At 40.6% G+C, this 21914-nt stretch carries 16 protein-coding genes; 4 read left to right on the top strand and 12 right to left on the bottom strand.

The window, feature by feature from the left end:
• Window positions 1–48 precede the first annotated feature (48 nt).
• Window positions 49–1380, bottom strand: coding sequence for a peptidoglycan DD-metalloendopeptidase family protein (locus HR060_RS01965; RefSeq protein ID WP_174198585.1), 1332 nt, complete (start codon window positions 1378–1380; stop codon window positions 49–51).
• 176 nt (window positions 1381–1556) lie between these two features.
• Here HR060_RS01965 and tyrS point away from each other — a divergent pair, with 176 nt between their 5' ends.
• Both tyrS and HR060_RS01955 read left to right on the top strand, forming a co-directional pair.
• Window positions 1557–2753 carry a tyrosine--tRNA ligase gene (gene tyrS, locus HR060_RS01960; RefSeq protein WP_174198584.1) on the top strand — a complete coding sequence of 399 codons (1197 nt, stop codon included), beginning with the start codon at window positions 1557–1559 and terminating at the stop codon, window positions 2751–2753.
• A 171-nt stretch (window positions 2754–2924) separates the two neighbouring features.
• A complete protein-coding gene (locus tag HR060_RS01955) occupies window positions 2925–3644 on the top strand; it encodes a transporter (RefSeq protein WP_174198583.1) in 720 nt (239 codons plus the stop codon).
• A gap of 236 nt (window positions 3645–3880) precedes the next feature.
• Here HR060_RS01955 and ahcY read toward each other — a convergent pair whose 3' ends face one another.
• From ahcY to HR060_RS01915, 8 genes are all read right to left on the bottom strand, one after another.
• Window positions 3881–5248, bottom strand: coding sequence for an adenosylhomocysteinase (ahcY, locus tag HR060_RS01950; RefSeq protein WP_174198582.1), 1368 nt, complete (start codon window positions 5246–5248; stop codon window positions 3881–3883).
• A gap of 80 nt (window positions 5249–5328) precedes the next feature.
• Entirely contained in the window at window positions 5329–6324 is a 996-nt protein-coding gene (locus HR060_RS01945) for an adenosine kinase (protein WP_174198581.1), read from the bottom strand.
• A 150-nt stretch (window positions 6325–6474) separates the two neighbouring features.
• The gene (locus HR060_RS01940) at window positions 6475–7338 is read right to left on the bottom strand and encodes a hypothetical protein (protein ID WP_174198580.1); all 864 of its coding nucleotides are present in this window, start codon (window positions 7336–7338) and stop codon (window positions 6475–6477) included.
• A gap of 23 nt (window positions 7339–7361) precedes the next feature.
• Entirely contained in the window at window positions 7362–8327 is a 966-nt protein-coding gene (locus HR060_RS01935; protein WP_174198579.1) for a cobalamin biosynthesis protein CobD/CbiB, read from the bottom strand.
• On the bottom strand, window positions 8328–9017 hold the full coding sequence (mtnN, locus tag HR060_RS01930) for a 5'-methylthioadenosine/S-adenosylhomocysteine nucleosidase (protein ID WP_174198578.1): 690 nt from the start codon (window positions 9015–9017) through the stop codon (window positions 8328–8330). It abuts the gene before it with no gap.
• A 77-nt stretch (window positions 9018–9094) separates the two neighbouring features.
• Window positions 9095–9697 (bottom strand): DUF2726 domain-containing protein, encoded by a 603-nt coding sequence (locus tag HR060_RS01925; protein WP_174198577.1) that lies wholly within the window; start codon window positions 9695–9697, stop codon window positions 9095–9097.
• Window positions 9698–9801: 104 nt separating this feature from the next.
• Window positions 9802–11517, bottom strand: coding sequence for a response regulator (locus HR060_RS01920; RefSeq protein ID WP_174198576.1), 1716 nt, complete (start codon window positions 11515–11517; stop codon window positions 9802–9804).
• Window positions 11518–11669: 152 nt separating this feature from the next.
• Complete coding sequence (locus HR060_RS01915) at window positions 11670–13217, bottom strand: polysaccharide deacetylase family protein (protein ID WP_174198575.1); 1548 nt, start codon at window positions 13215–13217, stop codon at window positions 11670–11672.
• Window positions 13218–13429: 212 nt separating this feature from the next.
• Between HR060_RS01915 and HR060_RS01910 the strand changes: the two genes are divergently transcribed.
• Both HR060_RS01910 and HR060_RS01905 read left to right on the top strand, forming a co-directional pair.
• Window positions 13430–13675 carry a hypothetical protein gene (locus HR060_RS01910; RefSeq protein ID WP_174198574.1) on the top strand — a complete coding sequence of 82 codons (246 nt, stop codon included), beginning with the start codon at window positions 13430–13432 and terminating at the stop codon, window positions 13673–13675.
• 202 nt (window positions 13676–13877) lie between these two features.
• A complete protein-coding gene (locus tag HR060_RS01905) occupies window positions 13878–14438 on the top strand; it encodes a DUF1330 domain-containing protein (RefSeq protein ID WP_174198573.1) in 561 nt (186 codons plus the stop codon).
• A gap of 73 nt (window positions 14439–14511) precedes the next feature.
• Here the strand turns inward: HR060_RS01905 and HR060_RS01900 are convergent, their stop codons facing one another.
• The 3 genes from HR060_RS01900 to folE2 form a co-directional block, all read right to left on the bottom strand.
• Window positions 14512–15927, bottom strand: a complete 1416-nt coding sequence (locus HR060_RS01900; protein WP_174198572.1) for an FAD-dependent oxidoreductase — start codon at window positions 15925–15927, stop codon at window positions 14512–14514.
• Between the two features lie 9 nt (window positions 15928–15936).
• Window positions 15937–20409, bottom strand: coding sequence for a glutamate synthase large subunit (gene gltB, locus HR060_RS01895; protein WP_174198571.1), 4473 nt, complete (start codon window positions 20407–20409; stop codon window positions 15937–15939).
• Between the two features lie 486 nt (window positions 20410–20895).
• Window positions 20896–21825, bottom strand: coding sequence for a GTP cyclohydrolase FolE2 (gene folE2, locus HR060_RS01890; RefSeq protein ID WP_174198570.1), 930 nt, complete (start codon window positions 21823–21825; stop codon window positions 20896–20898).
• Between the last annotated feature and the right edge of the window lie 89 nt (window positions 21826–21914).

The raw sequence follows: 21914 nt of genomic DNA, 5'->3' as shown, positions 1-21914 counted from the left end.
TGTAAAAAAAATATGTATTTAGCGTGTTTCTTTGAGAATGCAGCGAGATTAATCTTGCTGCATTGCTAATAAGATGCGTTTATTACTCTTCATCAGCGCTGTCATTTTGCTCGATTGAGCAAGAAAATCTTCTCTTTCTTTTTTATCAATCGGCTGACTTTTAGGCAGTTTAACGGTTCTTGGATTTCTGTGAACGCCATTAACAAGGAATTCATAATGCAGATGTGGGCCAGTAACACGACCTGTTGCACCTACTGTACCTATTTTTTGTCCTTGGCGGACCTTTTGACCTTTTTTCACATGGCGTTTGTGAAGGTGAAGGTATTTAGTGACGTAGGTATTACCGTGTTCGATAAAGATGTAGTTACCATTTAATCGGCTGTAACCCGATTTAATGACTTTACCATCACCGCTTGAAACAACTGGCGTTCCGGTACGAGCTGCGTAGTCGATACCTCGGTGAGGGCGTACTTTACCCGTTACTGGATGCAAACGGCGGGGGTTAAAGTTAGAGCTGATATATTTAAAGTTTACTGGCGCGCGAAGGAAGGCCTTTCGCATACTTCTACCTGCGGGGGTGTAATAATTACCATCACTGTGTCGAACTGCGGCATATTTTTCGCCCTGGTTAATAAATTCAGCCGCTAATATTTTTCCCGGGCCAATATATTCACCAGCGATATACTGTTTTTCGAAGATGACATTAAAGTGATCGCCTTTTCGTAAATCTAGAGCAAAGTCGATATCCCAACCAAAGATATTTGCTAAATTCATGATCTGCGCTTCGGTTAAGCCAGCATCAACACCTGCATTCCAAAAATTAGATGCGATATCGGCATAGGCAAAAGCTTCAGTTGTTTCAACCGGTTTAACATCTCTGTGGCCAGCAAAACGCTTGTCGTCTTGTCGCTCTATGTAAAGTGTTTCGGTTGCTGATAATGGGTAAATAATACCGTGCAGTTGATTATTTTCAGTGAGGGTTAATGTGAGTTCATCGCCAGGACGTAGTTTTCTGATTAGATCTTTCGCGAGTTTACCTGCATTCGTTACCTGAATAAGCGTTTTAGCGGGAATTTTATGGCGTGAAAATATTTTGGCCAAGCTGTCATTCTTGCGAACTTTGACCGCTTTATTAACATAGCTGACGTCGTTTTCTGTGATTTCTTTAACTTCTTGCTTGGTTTCTGGAATGGGCAGCGCATAGCGTTGTCCCGGTACCACACCCGTTTCAAAAAGTTGGGAAATACTATCGTCATTAACCGTATTTCGTGAAGCTTGTGCTTCGTCTGTTGGCCAGATTGCTACTGCTACGACAATTGCACTAATTGAGCCAATACAAACTTTGTGTAAATGCGGTAAACGCGACCAAAACTCTTTCATTTACTAGAGACCCAAGCTGAGGATTAAATGTACTCTGCTCGCGAGCATATAACTATTTTGACTAATTTACCAGTTTAACTACTTTCCTTAATGCCTGCAGCGCTATAAAATCAGCGGCATTTTTATAAATGATTTGTGTCCGCAATATGCGGCAAATAAGCTCAAAGAGAAGAATTATGACAGATGTGCAAACGGCACTGGCTGAGATCCAACGCGGTTCGGAAGAGATCTTAGTAGAAGCGGAATTAATCGAAAAACTAAAAGAAGGCCGTCCATTAAGAATTAAAGCTGGCTTTGATCCAACGGCGCCTGACTTACACTTAGGTCACACTGTTTTAATCAACAAGTTACGTACATTCCAACAGCTTGGTCACGAAGTTATATTCTTAATTGGTGACTTCACTGGTTTAATTGGTGACCCAACGGGTAAAAACGTTACGCGTAAGCCATTGACCAAAGAGCAAGTACTGGCCAATGCAGAGACGTACAAAGAACAAGTTTTTAAGATTTTAGATCCTGCTAAAACACGTATCGAGTTTAACTCAAAATGGATGGAGCAGTTAGGCTCTTCGGGCATGATCAAGTTAGCCGCCCGCCAAACTGTTGCGCGTATGTTAGAGCGTGATGACTTCAAAAAGCGTTATCAAGGTGGCCAAGCCATTGCTATTCACGAATTCTTATATCCATTAGTACAGGGTTGGGATTCTGTTGCGCTTGAAGCGGATGTCGAATTAGGCGGTACCGATCAAAAGTTCAACTTACTAATGGGCCGTGAATTACAAAAAGAAGAAGGTCAAAAACCACAAACAGTACTGATGATGCCATTACTTGAAGGTTTAGATGGCGTTCAGAAAATGTCTAAGTCACTGAATAACTACATAGGTATCACAGATGCACCAAATGAAATGTTTGGTAAAGTGATGTCGATCAGTGATGAATTAATGTGGCGTTACTACGACTTATTGAGCTTTCGCCCAATCAGTGAAATTGATGCACTAAAACAAAAAATGGCGGATGGTGCTAACCCTCGTGATATTAAAATTGAGTTAGCGAAAGAGCTCATTGCTCGTTTCCACGATGAAGCTGCTGCTGAAGCTGCTCACCAAGACTTTATCCAACGTTTCTCGAAAAACGCCATCCCAGATGATCTTGAAGAAAAGACTGTTGAAGAGGGCGCTAATATGATGATTGGTGGTTTATTAAAAGCCGCTGGCCTAGTTGGTGGTACATCTGAAGCGATGCGAATGATCAAACAAGGTGCGGTCAAAATTGATGGAGAAAAGGTTTCTGATACCAAATTAGAAATTGAGTTAGGCTCTACTGCGGTTTATCAGGTAGGTAAGCGCAAATTTGCTAAAATTACGCTCGCTTAACTTGCTGTTCTGAGATTAAAAAAACCTGCCGAGTGCAGGTTTTTTTATTTATATTTCATACACTTTTAAAGTTTCTGACTATACTTTTAACTAACCCCTACTAAGAACTCATCTAATAAAAGTGGTTAGTAAAATGAAAGGATGCTGGAAAACCTATTGAGCTGTCTAGCCTTGAATTCCATCTTGGCTTCAGCGTTTGTACACAGTAGTGAAAAAGGCTCTTCTCAATCCTTAGCACAAGAAATTGCTAATCCTCTCACTACAATGATCATGGTACCTGTGCAATACGAGTACAATGAAAATATCGGCCCCGATGATAAAGGCACCCGCCATAATGTATTTGTTCAACCCATTATTCCTTTTGAATTAAACGATGACTGGAACCTGATCACACGTACTATTGTGCCTTTTATAGACCAGCAAGATATCTTTCCTGGCAGTGGCACTCAATCGGGTATGGGGGATATTACTGAGAGCTTGTTTTTTTCACCAACTCAGGCTGTTGATGGCTGGTGGATACACGGTTTTGGCCCCGTTTTTCAATTCGACAGCGCGACAGACGACTATTTAGGACTAGATGAGCACGGTATCGGCTTGTCGTATGTTGGATTGACCGTTTATGGTCCCGTTACTTGGGGCTTTCTGATTAATCACATTTATTCTGCTGAAGGCAGTTTAGGTGACACCTACAGCAATACCTTTTTCCAACCTTTCTATCATTACACCACAGAATGGGCGATGACTTTCGAATTAACGTCAGAGTCCAACTACAACTGGAATGAAGACCAATGGTCGATTCCCGTTACTTTAACCGCATCTCAGTACTTTGAAGTGGGCGACCAAGCGTTGTTGTTGGGCGGGGGCTTTAAGTATTCTACAGCAAAGACTTAAAAATACAGAAAATATTAGAATGCTATTTGAGTTTGATAAACAGCACTTTACGCCATTACCCATATACTTGGTGGAGCATAAACAAACAGAGAATAGTGCGGCTCGTATTTGGTTTAGGGAGCAATTACTGACTGTAATCAAAACAGAATTAACTTAGTCTGATAGCGCATGGTTAAGGCAAATAAAAAAGCGCTTGTGAAAACAAGCGCTTTTTTGTGGTGTTAATTAAGCCGTATTTAGTAACGGTAAGTCTCTGGCTTGAATGGGCCTTCAACTGTTACACCGATGTAATCAGCTTGCTCTTTAGTCATTTGTGTAACTACACCACCAAAGCCTTCTACCATGTAAGCAGCGACTTCTTCGTCTAGTTTCTTAGGCAGAACTTCTAAAGTGATGTTAGCTGCTTTATCGCCAGCAGGTAAATCAGCAAATTTCTCACCGTATAAGTGAATTTGCGCAAGTACTTGGTTAGCAAAAGAACCATCCATGATGCGGCTTGGGTGACCTGTAGCATTACCTAAGTTCACTAGGCGACCTTCCGATAACAAGATTAAGAAATCGCTTGTGTCATCTGAACGGAATACTTGGTGAACTTGTGGTTTAACTTCATCCCACTTCCAGTTTTCACGCATGTAAGCTGTGTCAATTTCATTATCGAAGTGACCAATGTTACATACAACAGCACCTGATTTAAGCGCTTGAAGCATGTTGGCATCACATACATTGAAGTTACCTGTCGTTGTGCAGATTAAGTCTGTTTTACCAAGTAAATCAGTGTTGATGTCTTCTAATTTACCTGTGTTGATACCGTTGTTGTAAGGTGATACAACTTCAAAACCATCCATACATGCTTGCATTGCACAGATTGGATCAATTTCAGTTACTGCTACGATCATGCCTTCTTGGCGTAAGCTTTGTGCAGAACCTTTACCTACATCACCGTAACCGATAACTAGGGCTTTTTTACCAGACAATAAGTGGTCTGTACCACGTTTGATTGCATCATTTAAGCTGTGGCGACAACCGTATTTGTTATCGTTTTTAGACTTAGTTACTGAGTCATTTACATTGATAGCAGGTACTTTTAATTCACCTTTATCTAACATTTCTTGTAAACGGTGAACACCCGTTGTTGTTTCTTCAGTAATACCGTGAATTTGCTCTAATAATGCAGGGTATTTTTCGTGAAGGATAGCCGTTAAATCACCGCCGTCATCTAATACCATGTTTGCATCCCAAACTTGGCCATCTTTGTTGATAGTCTGTTCGATACACCACTCGTATTCTTCTTCTGTTTCGCCTTTCCAAGCGAAAACAGGGATGCCCGCTGCTGCAATAGCTGCTGCTGCATGGTCTTGAGTAGAGAAGATGTTACATGATGACCAACGAACTTCAGCGCCTAATTCAACAAGTGTTTCGATTAATACACCTGTTTGAATTGTCATGTGGATACAGCCTAAGATTTTTGCACCTTTAAGTGGTTGGCTGTCTTTGTACTTCGCGCGGCATGCCATTAATGCAGGCATTTCACTTTCAGCGATAGTTAATTCTTTACGACCCCATTCAGCTAGGGAAATGTCGGCGACTTTATAGTCAGTTGTCATTTGTATCTCCAATAGATTATGGATGTGCCTCACGGCTTACGTGAGGCATTAAATAAATAGGCTTTGCCCAATTGGCAAAGTTAAAATGCGTTTAAAATCTCTTTTTGTTGCTCAGCCGTTAGTCTAGGACCAAAATGCGAAACAACAATTGATGCGGCTTTACAAGCGAGCTTTGCTGATTTTTCATCATCCCAGCCTTGTGTCTCACCATATAAGAAAGCGCCTGCAACCATGTCGCCTGCGCCATTAGTGTCAACTGCATCAACACTGTGACCAGGAACGGTAATTTCACTGTTTTCTAAAAATACAGATACGCCTTTTGGTCCTAAAGTGATCACTACTTTTTTCGCACGCTTGAGTAATACTTGCGCTGCTGCGGCCACTGAGTCTGTTTCAGTAAAGGTTAATGCTTCTTCTTCATTACAAAAAAGTAAGTCGATTGCCTCATTACCTAGTGCTTTATCGACGCCTTCTTTGAAATACTTAACCATGCTTGGATCAGAGAAGGTCATCGCAACTTTGATACCTTCGGCTTTAGCTTTGGCTTTGGCCGCTTCAATCGCTTCACATGCTGTTGGTGAAGGAACGAGGTAGCCTTCAATGTACAGGTATTCCGCTTGTGCTAATTCATCTAAGAAAAGTTCATTAACTGAAAGGTCGGCAGTAATACCTAGGTAGGTATTCATTGTGCGCTCAGCATCAGGCGTCACCATGACCATACATTTACCAGTTGGGCCTTCAATTGCTAATTCACTGATACGTGTTTGAACACCCGCATCAGCTAAATCTTGGCTGTAAAATTGGCCATACTCATCTTGGCTGACTTTACATGCATAAAAAGCCGAACCACCAAATTGAGTTAAACCAACTAAAGAGTTAGCTGCTGAACCGCCACCAGCACGTTTTTTAATGCCGTAGGTGTTGATTAGGTTATCGAGTAATTTGAAATGAGTATCTTCTTCGATAAGGGTCATTAAGCCTTTTTCAATACCGTTATCAGCTAGAAATTGCTCGGTGACTTCGAATTCTTTATCGACTAAGGCGTTACCTAAGCCGTATACATCATACTTTGCCATTGGCGAATAATACTCCTGTAAATGAGGCGCGATACTAGGCTAAATATGATTGAATACCAGTGATTTAGCTTCAAGATCGAAATGAATGCTTTTCAGATTGAAATTGAGCATAGTATATCAAAGATGTGCTGGCTATTATCAGGAAAATTTTTATAAGTTTATCACGGGCCAATCAGCTGTTTGCGTGTTGTAAAAGCCGCTTTGCGCTAAAGCTTGATGGATTTTATTGTCATCGTTTAACTGGGATAGCCCCTTGTTCAGTGCTTCTAACATTAACTGACTTTCCGGGTGTTTGTTACTGATGGTGACATGCCTGGAGTCATTTAGAGCCATCGCGATATTGGGAATAGGTATTAGCTTAAAGCCATCTTGCTCTATGCTTAAATCAGAGTTAGAAGAGAAGGGCGCTAGCGTAAAGTCACCTTTACCGCTGTGAACGGCTTTGACCATATTGGCAAATGGAAAGGTATCAAGCATGGTTCTCACTCTTAGCTTTCTCAATGTACGCCAATCGGTAAACCACTTTCGGCTTGATACGGCAGCGAGTTGTTGAATTTCAGATAAGCTGCTGGCGTTTAACGCTTTGTTGTTATTGGCCTTTGTGTAAAAGCCAACAATATAGTCACCTTGCTCGATTATCGCCCGAGAAATATAGACATCGTGGTCAATTTTCACTGCATCGTAGTGCCACAAACTAATACCGCTAATGTCAATTACTCCTGCACTGACCAGTTGCAGGCTGTGGTTGTAGTTGATAACAGGTTGAAGCTTTATTGGTTTGTCATAACCTCCCAGTTTGAGTGCTTTTTGGATCAAAATTGATTCGACAATTTCTCTTAAATAAACACCGTGAAAATTATCGATTTCTTCTGCTGGGCGACCTTTTACAAAATTTTGATACTCATCTAAATCGGCTTTGCTAATGGATAAAGTAATTGCTGATTGTTGACTTGCCTGAGCGTTTTCAGATAGCCCTAAAAAAGGAAAAATTAAAATAAAAAGAATAAGTTGCACGTGAAATCTATAATCGCTTGATATTAGAAATAGATGATAGCGCAATTTGCGATAAGCACCATTAGTAATAAGAGTAAATTTTGGTTAACACAAAAATGTGTGGTTGCTTTGATTCGACTAATATCGGGCAATGGGTGTTGGCTCAGCTTGGCTCGTCTTATTTTATCTTCATCATAAATAACTGGGCCTCCAAGCTGACAGCGGCTTGCTAAACTGGCTGCCGCTAACAGTTTTAAAGATAGCGCATATTGCCAACTTGGCCGGGCTTGACGAATGATTGCAAACAGTTTTACTGGATTAACCAAAAGGCAGTTTATACAGGTTGTTATCCAAGTAACTGGTAAAAGTAAAAAGTGAGTTAGCCAGCGAATGGGTTGGCCAAAATGAATAAATCGAGGTTTTTTAGCAGACCACACTTGGTTAGCTTCAAGAGTGAGTCTCAGGGCAAGTGCTGCAAAAGGCCCTAACAACAAAAAGAAAAGTGCAATCGCTTGATTGTAGTAACAATTCCTTAAAACCAAACTTTCACAGCTAGCTTTAATTAGACCGACAGAAGATAAGTTGTCCGTTTTTCTTAAACACCAGTCCGATAACCTATCTTTGGCTAGGGCTTTTTGCCCAGAGTGGAGAGCTTTTTCTACATTGTTAATGGCTGTTTTGTGTGAGCGTAAATTTAGGCTTAGCCAAAGTATCACTGCTTCAAAAAATAATGGATATTCGGTAAACGGGATAAATAAATAACACAATAAAACCCAGGGCAGAACAGCAGCTAATATGGCTAGGCTACCGGAAATATATTGCTGTTTTTTAGAACGGCTGTTACTAGGGTGAACCTTGTCTGATAAGCGGGTAAGGAGAATTCGGAAAAAATAGATGGGGTGGTATTTTTGTGGAATAGCCACCCAATGGTCAATCACTAAAACAATTAATAGTAACCCAGTATAAATACTAAAACTGGGTAAATTACTGATATCAAAGTTTAAGTTCATCTAGGCTTCAAGCATATCTAGAATGAGCTTAGAAGAGTGCTTAGCCGCTTGCTCTAAAAATACGTCAAAGCTTTGATGTGACTCTTTACCAGCAATATCAGATAATGCGCGTATAACAACAAAAGGGGTGTCAAACTGCTGACAAACTTGACCTATTGCTGCTCCTTCCATTTCAACGGCAATCATCTGTGGAAAATCTTCACGTGCTTTTTGCACTCTCTCTGGACAGTCCATAAAACTATCGCCTGAACAAATAAGACCAACTTTGGTCTTGAGTTCTGTTTGCTTTGCAGCAGCGCTGAGTGCTTTTTCTATTAAGTCTTGATGACAATGAAAAGCGGCTGGAAAGCCGAAGCCTTGACCTTTTTCAAAGCCAAATGCGGTTAAATCGACGTCGTGATGACGCACTTCACTTGAGATCACTAAATCACCAATTTCAAGATCTTCAGCATAGCCACCAGCAGAGCCCGTATTGATAACGTATTCTGGGTTAAAGCGGTCAATTAGAATCGTCGTCGCCATTGCTGCTGCCGTTTTACCTACACCGCTGAGTACAAGTACGACATTGTGCTGGTTGAGCGTCCCTTTGTAGAGAGTGATTGGGCCGTGTTGTTCAGTTTGAAGGCCTGAGAGTTGATCGCGCAATATATCTACTTCTTGCTGCATTGCGCCTATGATGCCTATGGTCATTAAACGTCCTTAAATAAAAAATGCCGTATATGATATTAAACATCATATACGGCAATCGCTCTCTCTCCAAAGAACTTTTATGCTGCCGCTTGCGCTTCTTGTGCCGTTGCTTGATTGATATGTGCTTGCAGTAATGGGCGAATAGGGCGCGTTGGACCTTTGCTTTTCACTTTCTTCACATTTAACGGGCTTAGCTTACTATTTGGGCCAAGTTTAGCTGCAATACACTGGCGAATTTCAGCTGGGGTATAGCCGGATTTAATCTTAATTCGAACATGAGGCAGGCCAGCGGTATCTAAGCTGCCTTTTAAGAACCAGTCGGGACGTTGTTTGTAACCTTCTGCATTGACTAAATCAATGGCAGCGATAGGGGATAAATCAGTTTTGTTTAACAATACAAAATCGAGCACTTTGCCACTTGCTTTTAACTTAGCTGTTTGTGCAGTACGTTTGTTTGTTCCTTGGCGCACTTCCAATAAATCAGTTAATCGAACACGGTGTAAAATTCTAAACTCATCACCAACTGCTCGTTCTAGCATTAACATAAATGCGCGTTCTGAATTGCTGAATAATTGAATCTTTTTCTTATACGGAAAAGGCGTATTGTTTGATTGAGTCAGGTGAATGGCAATTGCCGATACTACCAATAGTAAAATCATTAAGGTGATCACTAATTCCATACTCATTGCCTCGCTATCTTCTACAAAATATTGACGGAAAATTGTTATTAACTTTGCTTGATAGTGAATAAGCGAAGATCGTGCCAAGATCAAAATTAAGTGTTTTAACTGGCTTGAATGACTTGCAGTAACTTATCTTTGTCTATGGGTTTAGCTAAACAGGCATTCATTCCTGCCTCTTTGTATTCATTTTTATCTGAATCAAAGCTGTTGGCGGTGAGGGCTATAATAGGTATGTTAAGTTTAAGCTCTTGTCGAATAACTTTAGTGGCTGCAATTCCATCCATTACGGGCATTTGGATATCCATCAACACTAAGTCAAAAAGTTCGCCTTTGAGTTGCTCAACTGCTTGTTCTCCATTTTCTGCTTTGGTCACTGTGTGGCCTTCACTTTTTAAGATCTGACCTGCAATTTCTGCATTGATTAGGTTATCTTCTACTAGTAATACCTTTTTGCTCTGACGGTTTATTGGCTTAGTATCCGTTTTAGTTTCATCTCCCTTTATTGTGCCTTGTTGTTCAAGAACCTCTATTGGAATCGTTATGGAAAATTCACTACCCTGATTTAGCTGGCTATCGACGTTAAGTTGACCTGACATTTTTTTTACTATGCATTGACTGAGCGCAAGGCCTAACCCCAAACCTTCGTGAATTTTTTGTTTTCCATCATCGAGTAAATTAAAGCTATGGAAAATTTCAGCTAATTTATCTTCAGCTATGCCTATTCCTGTGTCTTTTACTCGAATGTTCAAGCTCACTTGATTTAATACTGAAGTTTGTTTGATTGATAAACAGACTTGTCCATGCTCGGTAAATTTAGTGGCGTTATTGATAAGTTGCTCAATTACCTGGGTAAGCCGATATGAGTCTGTATTGATAACTTGAGCGAGGTTATCACTGCACTCATATTTGAAGGTTAAGCCTTTTTTTTGACAGTCTATTTCGCTTTGTTTGGCAATGTCAGTTAAAAGCTGTTTGATAATTGTTGGTTTGTTTTGCAGTGTTAATTGATTGTTTTCGAGTTGGACAACATCTAGTAGTGCATTGATCAGCTTTTCTAGTTTTTTCCCTGCCGTTTTTGCTTGATTAACATTGTCTTGGGTTTTAGCTAAATCTGCTTGGCTCTCTAATAATGTCAGCATGCCAATTAGTGCATTGAGCGGCGTTTTTAGTTCATGGCTGACATTGGCGAGAAAGCGACTTTTTGCCATATTTGCTGATTGCGCCTGCTTGGCCAAAAGTGAAGCATTAGCTCTAGAGGTTTTTAACATCGCAATATATTTGCTAATACGGCGCGCCATTGGGGCAAAGATAAACTTGGCTTCAAAGATGAGTAATAACAAAATAAACAATGTCAGCGCGATTTGAACATTACTGACTGTTTGCGCTTTATCATCTGCTTGCTTTTCGTAAAGGCTAGCAAGGTTATCTAGATTCTTTAATAATTTTTCTGTTTGTTTGGTACTAAATTGAGAAAGTGCACGAGCATTCGTTTGTGATGATAAATACAAACTGGCGTTATCTAGATATTGCTTTATTTGTTGTTCTAGAGAGGGATTGCCTTGCTTTAAATTGGACTGGATTAATACTGATTGGCTTTGTTGAGCTTCATTTAAAAATTCTAAGTTTTCTTTAAACTTAGTTATTGCTTGTGAGAGTTCAGACCGGGCTTGTTCTTGGTTTTCACCTATTTCGATGCGATATATGGATAATGCTATTTTTTGCGATAGCATCCTTTGCATACCCGCCTTATTTATAACGGCAGAGTCTAACTTACCTTGCCAAAGTAAGTACTGAACAGATGCTTCAGATATTATCAACGCGATAGCTATGGTAAACAAAGCCCATATGTATCGGGTAACTAATGACTTCTTATTCACTTAAAAAAATAACTAATATTCCATTATTAAAAGCGTAGAACATAATTTTGGAAGTCACTAAATTGCTAACCGGTGACTTCCCTAGTCAATTGTTAATATTTATTACCTATTCCTAACAAGGTTTCTATCGTAACAAACTCATAGCCTTGCGAGTGATAGTGTTCAATGATGTTTTCTAATGAATCAACCGTGTTTTGTCTAATCGCGCCACCATCGTGCATCAAAACAATCATTTCTTCGTGTTCTAGGCTGATCACGGTCTGTTCAATATCTTCAACTGTCGTTGCCGGATAACCTGGATAAAAATTGCGAGTGTACCAATCTCGTGTATCAACAGACCAAGCGATTGTTTTCATCCCTCTGTCATTTAAGTAATTGACCTGTTCTTGAGTGATTTCTCCATACGGAGGACGGAATAAGCGCGATTTAAATCCAAGGTACTCTTCAAACAAATCATTTGTTCGTTCGATTTGATCTTGCCATAAGTCATCCGCCGTCAAAGTGGGTGAGTGAGGGTGATCCCATGTGTGATTAGAAATAACATGCCCTTCTTCCATTGCCCTCAATGCAACAGCGCGATTGGTATTCAAGTTTTGCCCAGTCCAGAAGAACGTCGCTTTGATGTCATGTTCGAGTAATATATCCAGAATTTGTACTGTGTAGTTATTGTTAGGACCATCATCAAAGGTCAGAGCAATCATTTTGCGTTTGTTATAACCCTCTAAGAAGTAAGTCCCAGGGTTATCTCTGCCTTGTTGAGTAATAAACTCGACAGATTGTTGGTCTGGAAAATTCCCCGTTCTAAGTAGCAGCTCTTCAGTTGTTTTCTTTTCTTGTAATGGGTGATTTAACGGTAAGGCTAAATAACTTTCAAATGCTGATGTTGGCATTGAAACCAAGTTTGCAGGGTCGCTACCAGGGTAATCAAACATGTATATCAAGGCGGCTTGATAACCTATTTGAGGGACAAAATCATCATCGGGCAATGGCTCATTACTGGTTAAGTCTATGGTATTACTGACTGTGTTTAGGTCACTGCCTGCTTGAGGCAATAAATCATTTGGGGTATTGGTATTTAGCAGTGCAATGGCAAAGGCGGAGGCTAAACCATCACTTATCATTTGTTCTGCTTGTGTATCTGTTTGGATAAATGTATGACGGTGCGCTTTGTAAATCGCTTTTGATAATTCGAATGCAAATGTCGCATCAGAAAAGTCAGCTTCAGTTAAATGTAAAAACAAGGTGTTTGTTGAATTTGAAGGCAGAACATCTGTAGCGAAGTCATTTGACTCTAAGAATATTTCAATGTCTTTGATATTTATTTGGCCGGCAATATCACTGATGATTTCACTTACTTGGTTTGCTCTATCAGATTGAAATTGCGAAGAAAAGCTAGAGCTTTCTCGATAAAAAAGTCGAGTACCAGCTGGGGCTTCATCACCTTCATTGGCTAATTCAGTCGCTAAATAAGTGACGTCACCGATAATACGTTCATCAATGGCAGTATCGGTTTGAGTTTCGGTTGTTTGCTGATTGCTATTAGTGAAAGTTTGGCTTGGGCCTGAGCCTCCGTTACCTCCACAGGCCGATAACATAAGAAGTAAGCTGGGTACTAATAGGCTTTTTACAGGTTTTGACATGTTATATATCCTTGAAAATAAAACTAATCTCAGCGTTGTCTTTGTTGTAGTTATATTGAGATGTATTCCTTATAACAATCAGTTTACATCATTGTTAACTTTAAACGCATTATTTGTTTGAAAATTATTCAATGCTTGCTAATATCCCTTAAAAAGGAAGTTTACTTTGATCGGCTTAGGGAAGCTTTGAAGCACATTAGAGGCAACATACAATGAGCTATATGTCAGCGGAAAACTCAACAATAACAATGCTAAAAATGAGGCTGGTGTTTTTGTCTTTGGGCATGTTAGTTGGTGTTTATTTTATCTTTACTGGTTTGTTCAACGTCAACAATTTTGCAGTTGTAGTTAGTTTGTCGAATATCAAACTGTTAGGCGGTGTATTTATTTTAGTGGCGTGTGCAGGTTATTTTCGTTCGGTTTACGACGAACTTAAACACGATCTATTAAAAGAGTAGCAGCGCAGTATTTTCTCGCTAAAAGCCCGTTTAAAACGGGCTTTTTTGATCTGAACGCTAGATAATCAATTTTTTGCAGATAAGAATTGTCACCTTGGTGACTGGTGGTCAACATTGTTGTCGTCTAGTCTTTTCGTCCTAAATTGACGACTATCTGAATAAACAAAGGTAATCTTGTTTTTATTTACATAAAGGCAAGATAATGAAGTTAATAAGAAAAATCGCCTCGGCTAGCTTACTTTTATCAAGTATCGTTTGTTATGCAGCAGAGCAGCCTGCATCTTTATATCTACAGTTTAATACAGCAGAACAAACAAACGCACCTGCCCCTGCTTTAAGTGCCAAGGTCATTAATACCCTGTTTGGTGATGAAGTGAGTGAAGTTAGTTTTTACCAAACTGAAAAAGTGACTCAATTTCACAACACCAATGCAATTCGAGTTGACCTAAATCAGCCATTTGAATTTAAGCCTAAGGGAGATAAGTTTTATACGCTAGCACAGGTATGGCTTGCGGATAATCAAGATTATGCCCGTTATTTAAAAGCAACGGATTCATTAAGAGAAAAGTTAGGTGCGCGTGTTTTATTAAAATTAAAACCAGCAAAGTTAGCTCAATCTGAGCCTGATTATTTAGTGCTTGTGGAGTGGCAACAGGCTGAAAATATCGCTCTATATGCTCAGCATGAAGAGTTTCTTCCGCATCAACCTTTATTTGAAAGTGGTACAACGCGTTTTAATTGGTATCAAGTCGCTTTTAACTAACCACTTTATTTAGCAATAAAAAAGCCCGCCTTGAAAAAGGCGGGCTTTTTAAATTCTAATTGCAGTAGCTAGCTTAAACTTCTAGGTAGTCTAAGATACCTTCACCAGCGTCACGGCCTTCAGCAATTGCGGTAACAACTAAGTCAGCACCACGAACCATATCACCACCAGCGAATACTTTTTGGTTTGAAGTTTGATAAGCAAACTCAGCATCACTTGGGGCAATTACGCGATCCCATTGGTCTAATTCGATACCGTGTTGTGCCATCCAACCTGTAGGTGATGGTTTGAAACCGAATGCAACGATAACTGCATCTGCTTCCATTACGTGCTCTGAACCTGGAACCGTTTCAGCGCGACGACGGCCGTTTTCATCTGGCTCACCCATTTGTGTTTTAACAAACTTAACGCCAGTCGCTTTGCCGTTTTCGCCAACTTCAACACCAACTGGTTGTAAGTTCCAAAGGAAGTTAACACCTTCTTCTTTCGCGTTTTGAACTTCACGTGCCGAACCAGGCATGTTAGTTTCGTCACGACGGTAAGCACAGTAAACTTCTTCTGCACCTTGACGAACTGATGTACGAACACAGTCCATCGCAGTATCACCACCACCGAGAACGATAACTTTCTTGCCAGCCATATCGATAAACTCGCTTGGATCTTTTTCAAGGCCCATTACACGGTTAGTGTTAGCGATTAAGAAAGGTAATGAATCGTAAACGCCTTGTGCGTCTTCGTTGTCAAAGCCACCTTTCATGTACTTGTAAGTACCCATACCTAAGAATACTGCATCGTATTCTGCAAGTAGGTCTTCAAACTGTACGTCTTTACCAACTTCAGTTTCTAGGCGGAACTCAATGCCCATGCCTTCGTATACTTCACGACGCTTTTTAACGATATCTTTTTCAAGTTTGAATGAAGGGATACCGAAAGTTAATAAGCCACCAATTTCAGGGTACTTATCAAATACAACGGGTTGTACACCGTTACGGATTAATTTATCTGCACAAGCTAAACCAGCTGGGCCCGCACCAACGATAGCCACTTTCTTATCTGTTTTAACAACATCAGATAAGTCTGGGCGCCAGCCCATTTTAAATGCTTCATCAGTGATGTACTTTTCGATTGAACCGATAGTAACCGCACCAAAACCATCGTTAAGAGTACAAGAACCTTCACATAAACGATCTTGAGGACAAACACGACCACACATTTCTGGTAATGGGTTTGTTTTGTGAGACAGCTCAGCTGCCTCAATAATACGACCTTCGTTCGCTAGTTTTAACCATTGTGGAATGTAGTTGTGAACTGGACATTTCCATTCACAATATGGGTTACCACAATCTAAACAGCGATCAGCCTGACCAGCAGCTTGGTCGCCTGTCATAGGCTGATAAATTTCGACGAATTGAATTTTACGTTGCTCAACCGGCTTTTTTGGCGGGTCGATACGTTCTACGTCGACAAATTGGAAAACATTTTTAGCCATTTTAATCTCCTACTGCACTTCAACTCTAAGTTCAGCCGAAGAACGACTGATATGACCTAATAAGCTCTTCACATCACTAGTTTTCGGTTTAACTAGTTTGAACTTAGGTAAGAACTCATTGAAGCGAGTTAGAATATCTAATGCGTGCGCACTACCTGTTTCTTCATAGTGTTGGTTAACTAAACCACGTAAGTGTTCAACTAAAATCGCTTTGTCTTCAAAGTCGACTGTCTCTACTAACTCAGGGTTTACTTTAGATTCGAAAGTACCGTCTTCATCTAATACGTAACCAAAGCCACCTGTCATACCTGCACCGAAGTTAACACCTGTTTTACCTAGGATACAGATAATACCACCTGTCATGTATTCACATGCGTTATCACCTGTGCCTTCTACAACAGCAAGGGCACCTGAGTTACGAACACAGAAACGCTCACCACCGCGACCGGCAGCGAATAATTTACCGCCTGTAGCACCGTATAAACATGTGTTACCAACGATGGCACTTTCGTTTGACTTGTAAGCTACGCCTCTTGGTGGACGAATAACTAGCTTACCGCCAGCCATGCCTTTACCTACATAGTCGTTAGCGTCACCTGTTAATACTAGGTTTAAGCCTCCAGCGTTGAATACACCAAAGCTTTGACCAGCAGTACCTGTGAAGTTAACCGTAATTGGGTTACTTACACCTTGGTTGCCGTACTTGTATGCAATTTTGCCTGATAACGTAGCACCTACTGAACGGTCTAAGTTACAGATTTCGTAGTTGAATGTACCACCAGCGTTATTCTCAACAACATCAGCAGCGTCCGCTACCATTTGCTTATTAAGAACAGCGTTGTCGAACGGTTCGTTCTTCGCTTCAGTATTGAAACGTGCTGTTGCTTCAGTTGGTACGTTGTCATGTAAAATTGGGCTTAGATCTAAACGGCTTTGCTTAGCCGTATAGCCATCAATAATTTCTAATAGCTCTGTACGACCAACTAAATCTTCAAACTTAGCAACACCTAAAGATGCCATGATTTCACGTACTTCTTGGGCGATGAACTTGAAGTAGTTCATTACCATTTCTGGTACACCGATGTAGTGGTTGTCACGTAATTTTTGATCTTGTGTTGCAACACCTGTCGCACAGTTGTTTAAGTGACAGATACGTAAGAATTTACAACCTACAGCAACCATAGGACCAGTACCGAAGCCAAAGCTTTCAGCACCTAATATAGCCGCTTTAACTACGTCTAAACCTGTTTTTAAACCACCATCTGTTTGTAAACGGATTTTGTGACGTAAGTTGTTTTCAACAAGGGCTTGTTGTGTTTCTGCAACACCAATTTCCCAAGGTGAACCTGCGTATTTAACTGACGTTAATGGTGATGCAGCTGTACCGCCGTCGTAACCAGAAACAGTAATCAAATCTGCGTAAGCTTTAGCAACACCAGTTGCAATCGTACCAACACCTGGCTCAGATACTAATTTAACTGAGATAAGTGCAGTTGGATTCACTTGTTTCAAGTCGAAAATTAGCTGAGCTAAATCTTCAATTGAGTAAATATCGTGATGCGGTGGAGGTGAAATAAGTGTCACACCCGGTACAGAGAAACGCAGTGTTGCAATGTAAGGGTTAACTTTATCACCCGGTAACTGGCCACCTTCACCTGGTTTAGCACCTTGTGCAACCTTGATTTGGATAATCTTAGCGTTTGTAAGGTAGTGTGGTGTTACACCGAAACGACCTGAAGCAACCTGTTTGATATTTGAGTTCTTCTCAGTACCATAGCGCTTAGGATCTTCACCACCTTCACCAGAGTTAGAGTTACCGCCTAAACGGTTCATCGCAATGGCTAATGATTCGTGAGCTTCTGGGCTTAATGCACCAATTGACATAGCAGCTGTATCGAAACGCTTGTATAGGTTTTCAGCTGGTTCTACTTCATCAACTGAAATTGCTTCTTTATCACTCGCTAACTCAAATAAGTCACGAATTGAAAGAATAGGGCGTTTGTTAACTAAATCGGCGAACTTAATATAGTCTGAGTATTCACCCGACTTAACCGCTGTTTGCAATGTTTGGATAACATCAGGGTTATAAGCGTGCTCTTCTTCGCCGTGTACAAACTTGAGTAAACCACCATGAGTAATTGTCTTGCGCTTAAGCCAAGCAATGCGCTCAAGGTTGTATAAGTCTTGCTGGAAGTCAGCAAAGCCTGCACCTTGAATACGGCTGGTAACACCTTTAAAACAAAGCTCCATAACGTCATCACTGATACCCACAGCTTCAAATAACTGTGAACAACGGTAAGAGGCAATTGTTGAAATACCCATTTTAGACATGATCTTAAATAGGCCTTTATTGATACCTTTACGGTAGTTCATCAAGGCTTGGCGAGCATCAATATCTAAGGCGCCTTTTTCAACTAATTGTTCGATTGTTTCATAAGCCGCAAATGGATAGATGGCTGTTGCACCTAAACCAAGTAATACCGCAAAGTGATGTGGGTCACGTACAGACGCTGACTCAACAACGATGTTTGAATCACAGCGTAAACCTTGTTCAACTAATTGACGTTGTAATGCACCTGTTGCCATAGCTGCAGGTACTGGTAATTTGCCTTTTTCAATATTGCGATCAGATAAAACTAAGATTACAGCATTATCTTCTTTAACGGCTTTCAGACCTTGAGCAACAATATCTTCTACTGCTTGCTTAAGATCTTTTTCAGCTGGGTCGAAGTTTAATTCGATATTTACTACGCCGTAATGTTCTTTATCAAACTCGCGCAATTGTTGTAAGTCTGTGTACATCAATACTGGCGATTCAAATAATACGCGACTTGCGTGACCAGTTGTTTCGCTAAATACGTTTTGCTCACGACCAATACACGTTTGTAAGCTCATTACGTGGTTTTCACGTAACGGGTCGATTGGTGGGTTAGTTACCTGAGCAAACATTTGGCGGAAGTAATCGTATACTGAGCGGTTTTTAGAAGAAAGCACAGCCATAGGAGTATCATCACCCATAGAACCAACGGCTTCTTGACCATCTTTAGCAAGTACTTTAATGACTTGGTCGATTTCTTCGTAGCTGTAGTTAAATTGCTTGTGATAAACGGCAAGTTCATCATCGTTGTAACTACGCTTACCAATTAATTCTGCGTCACACTGCTCAAATGGCATTAAACGGCTGATGTTACTGTCTAACCATTCGCGGTAAGGGTGGCGATCTTTTAATTCGTTGTCGATTTGACGCGAGTGCTTTAACTCACCTGTCTTAGTATCAACCGCTAGCATTTCACCAGGGCCTACACGACCTTTTTCAACCACTTCATCAGGTGTGTAATCCCAGATACCTACTTCTGAAGCTAGGGTAATGAAACGGTTTGAAGTAATAACGTAACGCGCAGGACGAAGACCGTTACGGTCTAAGTTACATGCAACGTGGCGACCATTGGTTAATACGATACCCGCTGGACCGTCCCAAGGTTCCATGTGCATTGAGTTAAACTCATAGAAAGCTTTTAACTCTTCTGGCATTTCTGGGTTTTGTTGCCATGCTGGTGGAACAAGTAAACGCATTGCACGGTATAAATCCATACCACCTGCCAATAACAATTCAAGCATGTTATCAAGTGATGATGAATCAGAACCCGTTTTGTTTACGAACGGTGAAGCAGACTCTAAGTCTGGTAATAATGGTGTTGCGAATTTCGCAATACGTGCATCAGCCCACTGGCGGTTACCTTTGATCGTATTGATCTCACCATTGTGCGCTAAGAAGCGGAATGGTTGAGCTAGTTTCCATTGAGGTAACGTGTTTGTTGAGAAGCGTTGGTGGAATACACAGATGCTTGATTGTAAGCGAATATCCGCTAAGTCTTTATAAAAACGCGGTAAATCTGCAGGCATTACCAAGCCTTTGAAAATAGTGACTAGCGCAGAAAGTGAAGCGATATAGAAAGTATCATCTTCAATGTTCTCAAGGCGCTTTTCTACACGGCGACGAGCGATGTATAAACGGCGTTCTAAGTCGACGTCTTTCCAGCCTTGAGGCGCGTTAACAAATACCTGTTCGATTACAGGTACTGATTCAGAAGCGATTTCACCAAGAATAGATTCATCCGTTGGCATTACACGCCAGCCGACAATCGATAATGTTTCTTTTTCTAGTTCTTCAGTTATTACTTGGCGGGCGAAAGCTGCTTTGTCTGCGTCTTGGTTTAGGAATACTGTACCTACACCATAGTTGCTAGCAAGTGACCACTGATTTTCTTCTGCTACAGCGCGGAAGAAAGAATCAGGTTTTTGCATTAATAAACCACAACCATCACCTGTTACACCATCGGCAGCGATACCACCACGGTGTTTCATGCGATCTAACGCAGTGATGGCAGTACTTACTAGTTTGTGACTAGCTTCGCCATCCATATGAGCGATAAGGCCAAAACCGCAGTTATCTTTCGATTGGCTTGCATCATATAGTTTCATTTAAAAACCTCCGTTACTACGACTTAAACTGGCAAATCGCCAACTAGCTAGGGTCAGGTATCCCCAGCTAGAGAATGATTATTAGCCGTATACGTACTTTTCATTCATCAATTTAAAATATGGAAGAACCTAATAGAGTACTCATTTTAGCCGTTCAGGTCAATTAAAATGCAGATTTATTCAGAAATATTTAATAAGTGTAACTAAAGGTTAATTTCGGTGAAAAATGGGGTAATTGTCGCCAAGTTGTTGTTATCTTGCTTTTTTGTAACCTAAATTGATTAATGAGAATGGTTCTTAAGTGACGATTTGAATAAAACTTAGTGAATAAGTATTCATAAAAATTGCTAGATTATTCTGTGTTGTGCGCCTGAGATCTAGGTAAATCAGAAGGCTGAATAATAATCAAGGAATTGGAAAGTGAAAATTTAGTCATTTGCGCTAAAAACATGGGGGAGATGTTAATAGCGCGTAGATTGGGGTTAACTAGTTTGCTTGATAGCCACCAGGGATGCCCTTTGTATTAATACTAACAGCATTGTGCGCATGCAAAGATTCATAGTGATTGATGCGTAACCAAAAGTCGATAAATTGCTGATCGGAATTAAGCACATGGCTTATTCGGCGGCCAGCATCTTCACAAAACATTAAGTTCTGACCATTCAAACGCGCAAATTCTTGTTCGTCTTCGCGTTTTACCGCTGCTTGAACTGGTGTTTGTACTGCTGTTTCAATTAAATCGACCAAGTGAGTTATTGGCAACGCTTCTAAGTCTGCAGGGAGTTTGACTTTGACATCAGCAATACTTCTTTGGCTATGAGGCGTTGCAACAATACCTTCAGTTGTGCCTAGCCATTGACGAACATCTTCTTTATTTAACGTGTCGGTGGTTTGGTACTTATCGTCAAAGGCTTGTTGAATAAGTTGTCTCGCCAACGCAGCAGAACATGGACACGTTGAAGAGTAAGGTACTTCGACAGATAGCTCTAAATGTTGCTGGTCTTGTTTTTTGTATGCGGTTAATTCAATTGGATAAGCTTTCCAGCCTTGTTTTCCGCTGAGCAAAGATTTACGTCTTAAGTGATAGTCAAAGTTAAATTTAACGTATGCGCCATTACTTAAATCATCATGACTGGCAATAAAACCATTCAGTAATTCTGTAAGTGCTTTTGGTGAAAGACTTTTCTCGGCCGCTAATTCATCAAGTTGAAGGAACAAGCGCGACATATGAATGCCTTTTGCTTTTGGTTCGATTAAATTAACAAATGCTTCAACTCTTGCACTGACTGGGCGATCCGCTTCACCTTGGGCAGAAACCGTAAGCGGCACTTCAATTTCACTCATACCAACCCAATCTAAAGTACCTTCTTGAAGGGCACTTGCTTGGTTTGCAATATCAGGCATAATTGTTGGCATCTCAGCTCCAAATCGAAGTTAAAAAGGGACTCACGGTCAAAAAAGGGCGCACTTTATAACACAAATTTGTCACAAAGTCATAAACACAG

This window comes from Marinifaba aquimaris, assembly GCF_013328345.1.
Lineage (GTDB): Bacteria > Pseudomonadota > Gammaproteobacteria > Enterobacterales > Alteromonadaceae > Marinifaba > Marinifaba aquimaris.
Note: the sequence above shows the minus strand (reverse complement) of the source record. Positions and strands in the feature narration are given on the sequence as shown.

Coding starts and splice junctions, on each gene's coding strand:
- HR060_RS01965 (WP_174198585.1), bottom strand. CDS start 1,380: ATGAAAGAGTTTTGGTCGCGTTTACCGCATTTACACAAAGTTTGTATT.
- tyrS (WP_174198584.1), top strand. CDS start 1,557: ATGACAGATGTGCAAACGGCACTGGCTGAGATCCAACGCGGTTCGGAA.
- ahcY (WP_174198582.1), bottom strand. CDS start 5,248: ATGACAACTGACTATAAAGTCGCCGACATTTCCCTAGCTGAATGGGGT.
- HR060_RS01945 (WP_174198581.1), bottom strand. CDS start 6,324: ATGGCAAAGTATGATGTATACGGCTTAGGTAACGCCTTAGTCGATAAA.
- HR060_RS01935 (WP_174198579.1), bottom strand. CDS start 8,327: ATGAACTTAAACTTTGATATCAGTAATTTACCCAGTTTTAGTATTTAT.
- mtnN (WP_174198578.1), bottom strand. CDS start 9,017: ATGACCATAGGCATCATAGGCGCAATGCAGCAAGAAGTAGATATATTG.
- HR060_RS01925 (WP_174198577.1), bottom strand. CDS start 9,697: ATGGAATTAGTGATCACCTTAATGATTTTACTATTGGTAGTATCGGCA.
- HR060_RS01915 (WP_174198575.1), bottom strand. CDS start 13,217: ATGTCAAAACCTGTAAAAAGCCTATTAGTACCCAGCTTACTTCTTATG.
- HR060_RS01910 (WP_174198574.1), top strand. CDS start 13,430: ATGAGCTATATGTCAGCGGAAAACTCAACAATAACAATGCTAAAAATG.
- HR060_RS01905 (WP_174198573.1), top strand. CDS start 13,878: ATGAAGTTAATAAGAAAAATCGCCTCGGCTAGCTTACTTTTATCAAGT.
- HR060_RS01900 (WP_174198572.1), bottom strand. CDS start 15,927: ATGGCTAAAAATGTTTTCCAATTTGTCGACGTAGAACGTATCGACCCG.
- gltB (WP_174198571.1), bottom strand. CDS start 20,409: ATGAAACTATATGATGCAAGCCAATCGAAAGATAACTGCGGTTTTGGC.
- folE2 (WP_174198570.1), bottom strand. CDS start 21,825: ATGCCAACAATTATGCCTGATATTGCAAACCAAGCAAGTGCCCTTCAA.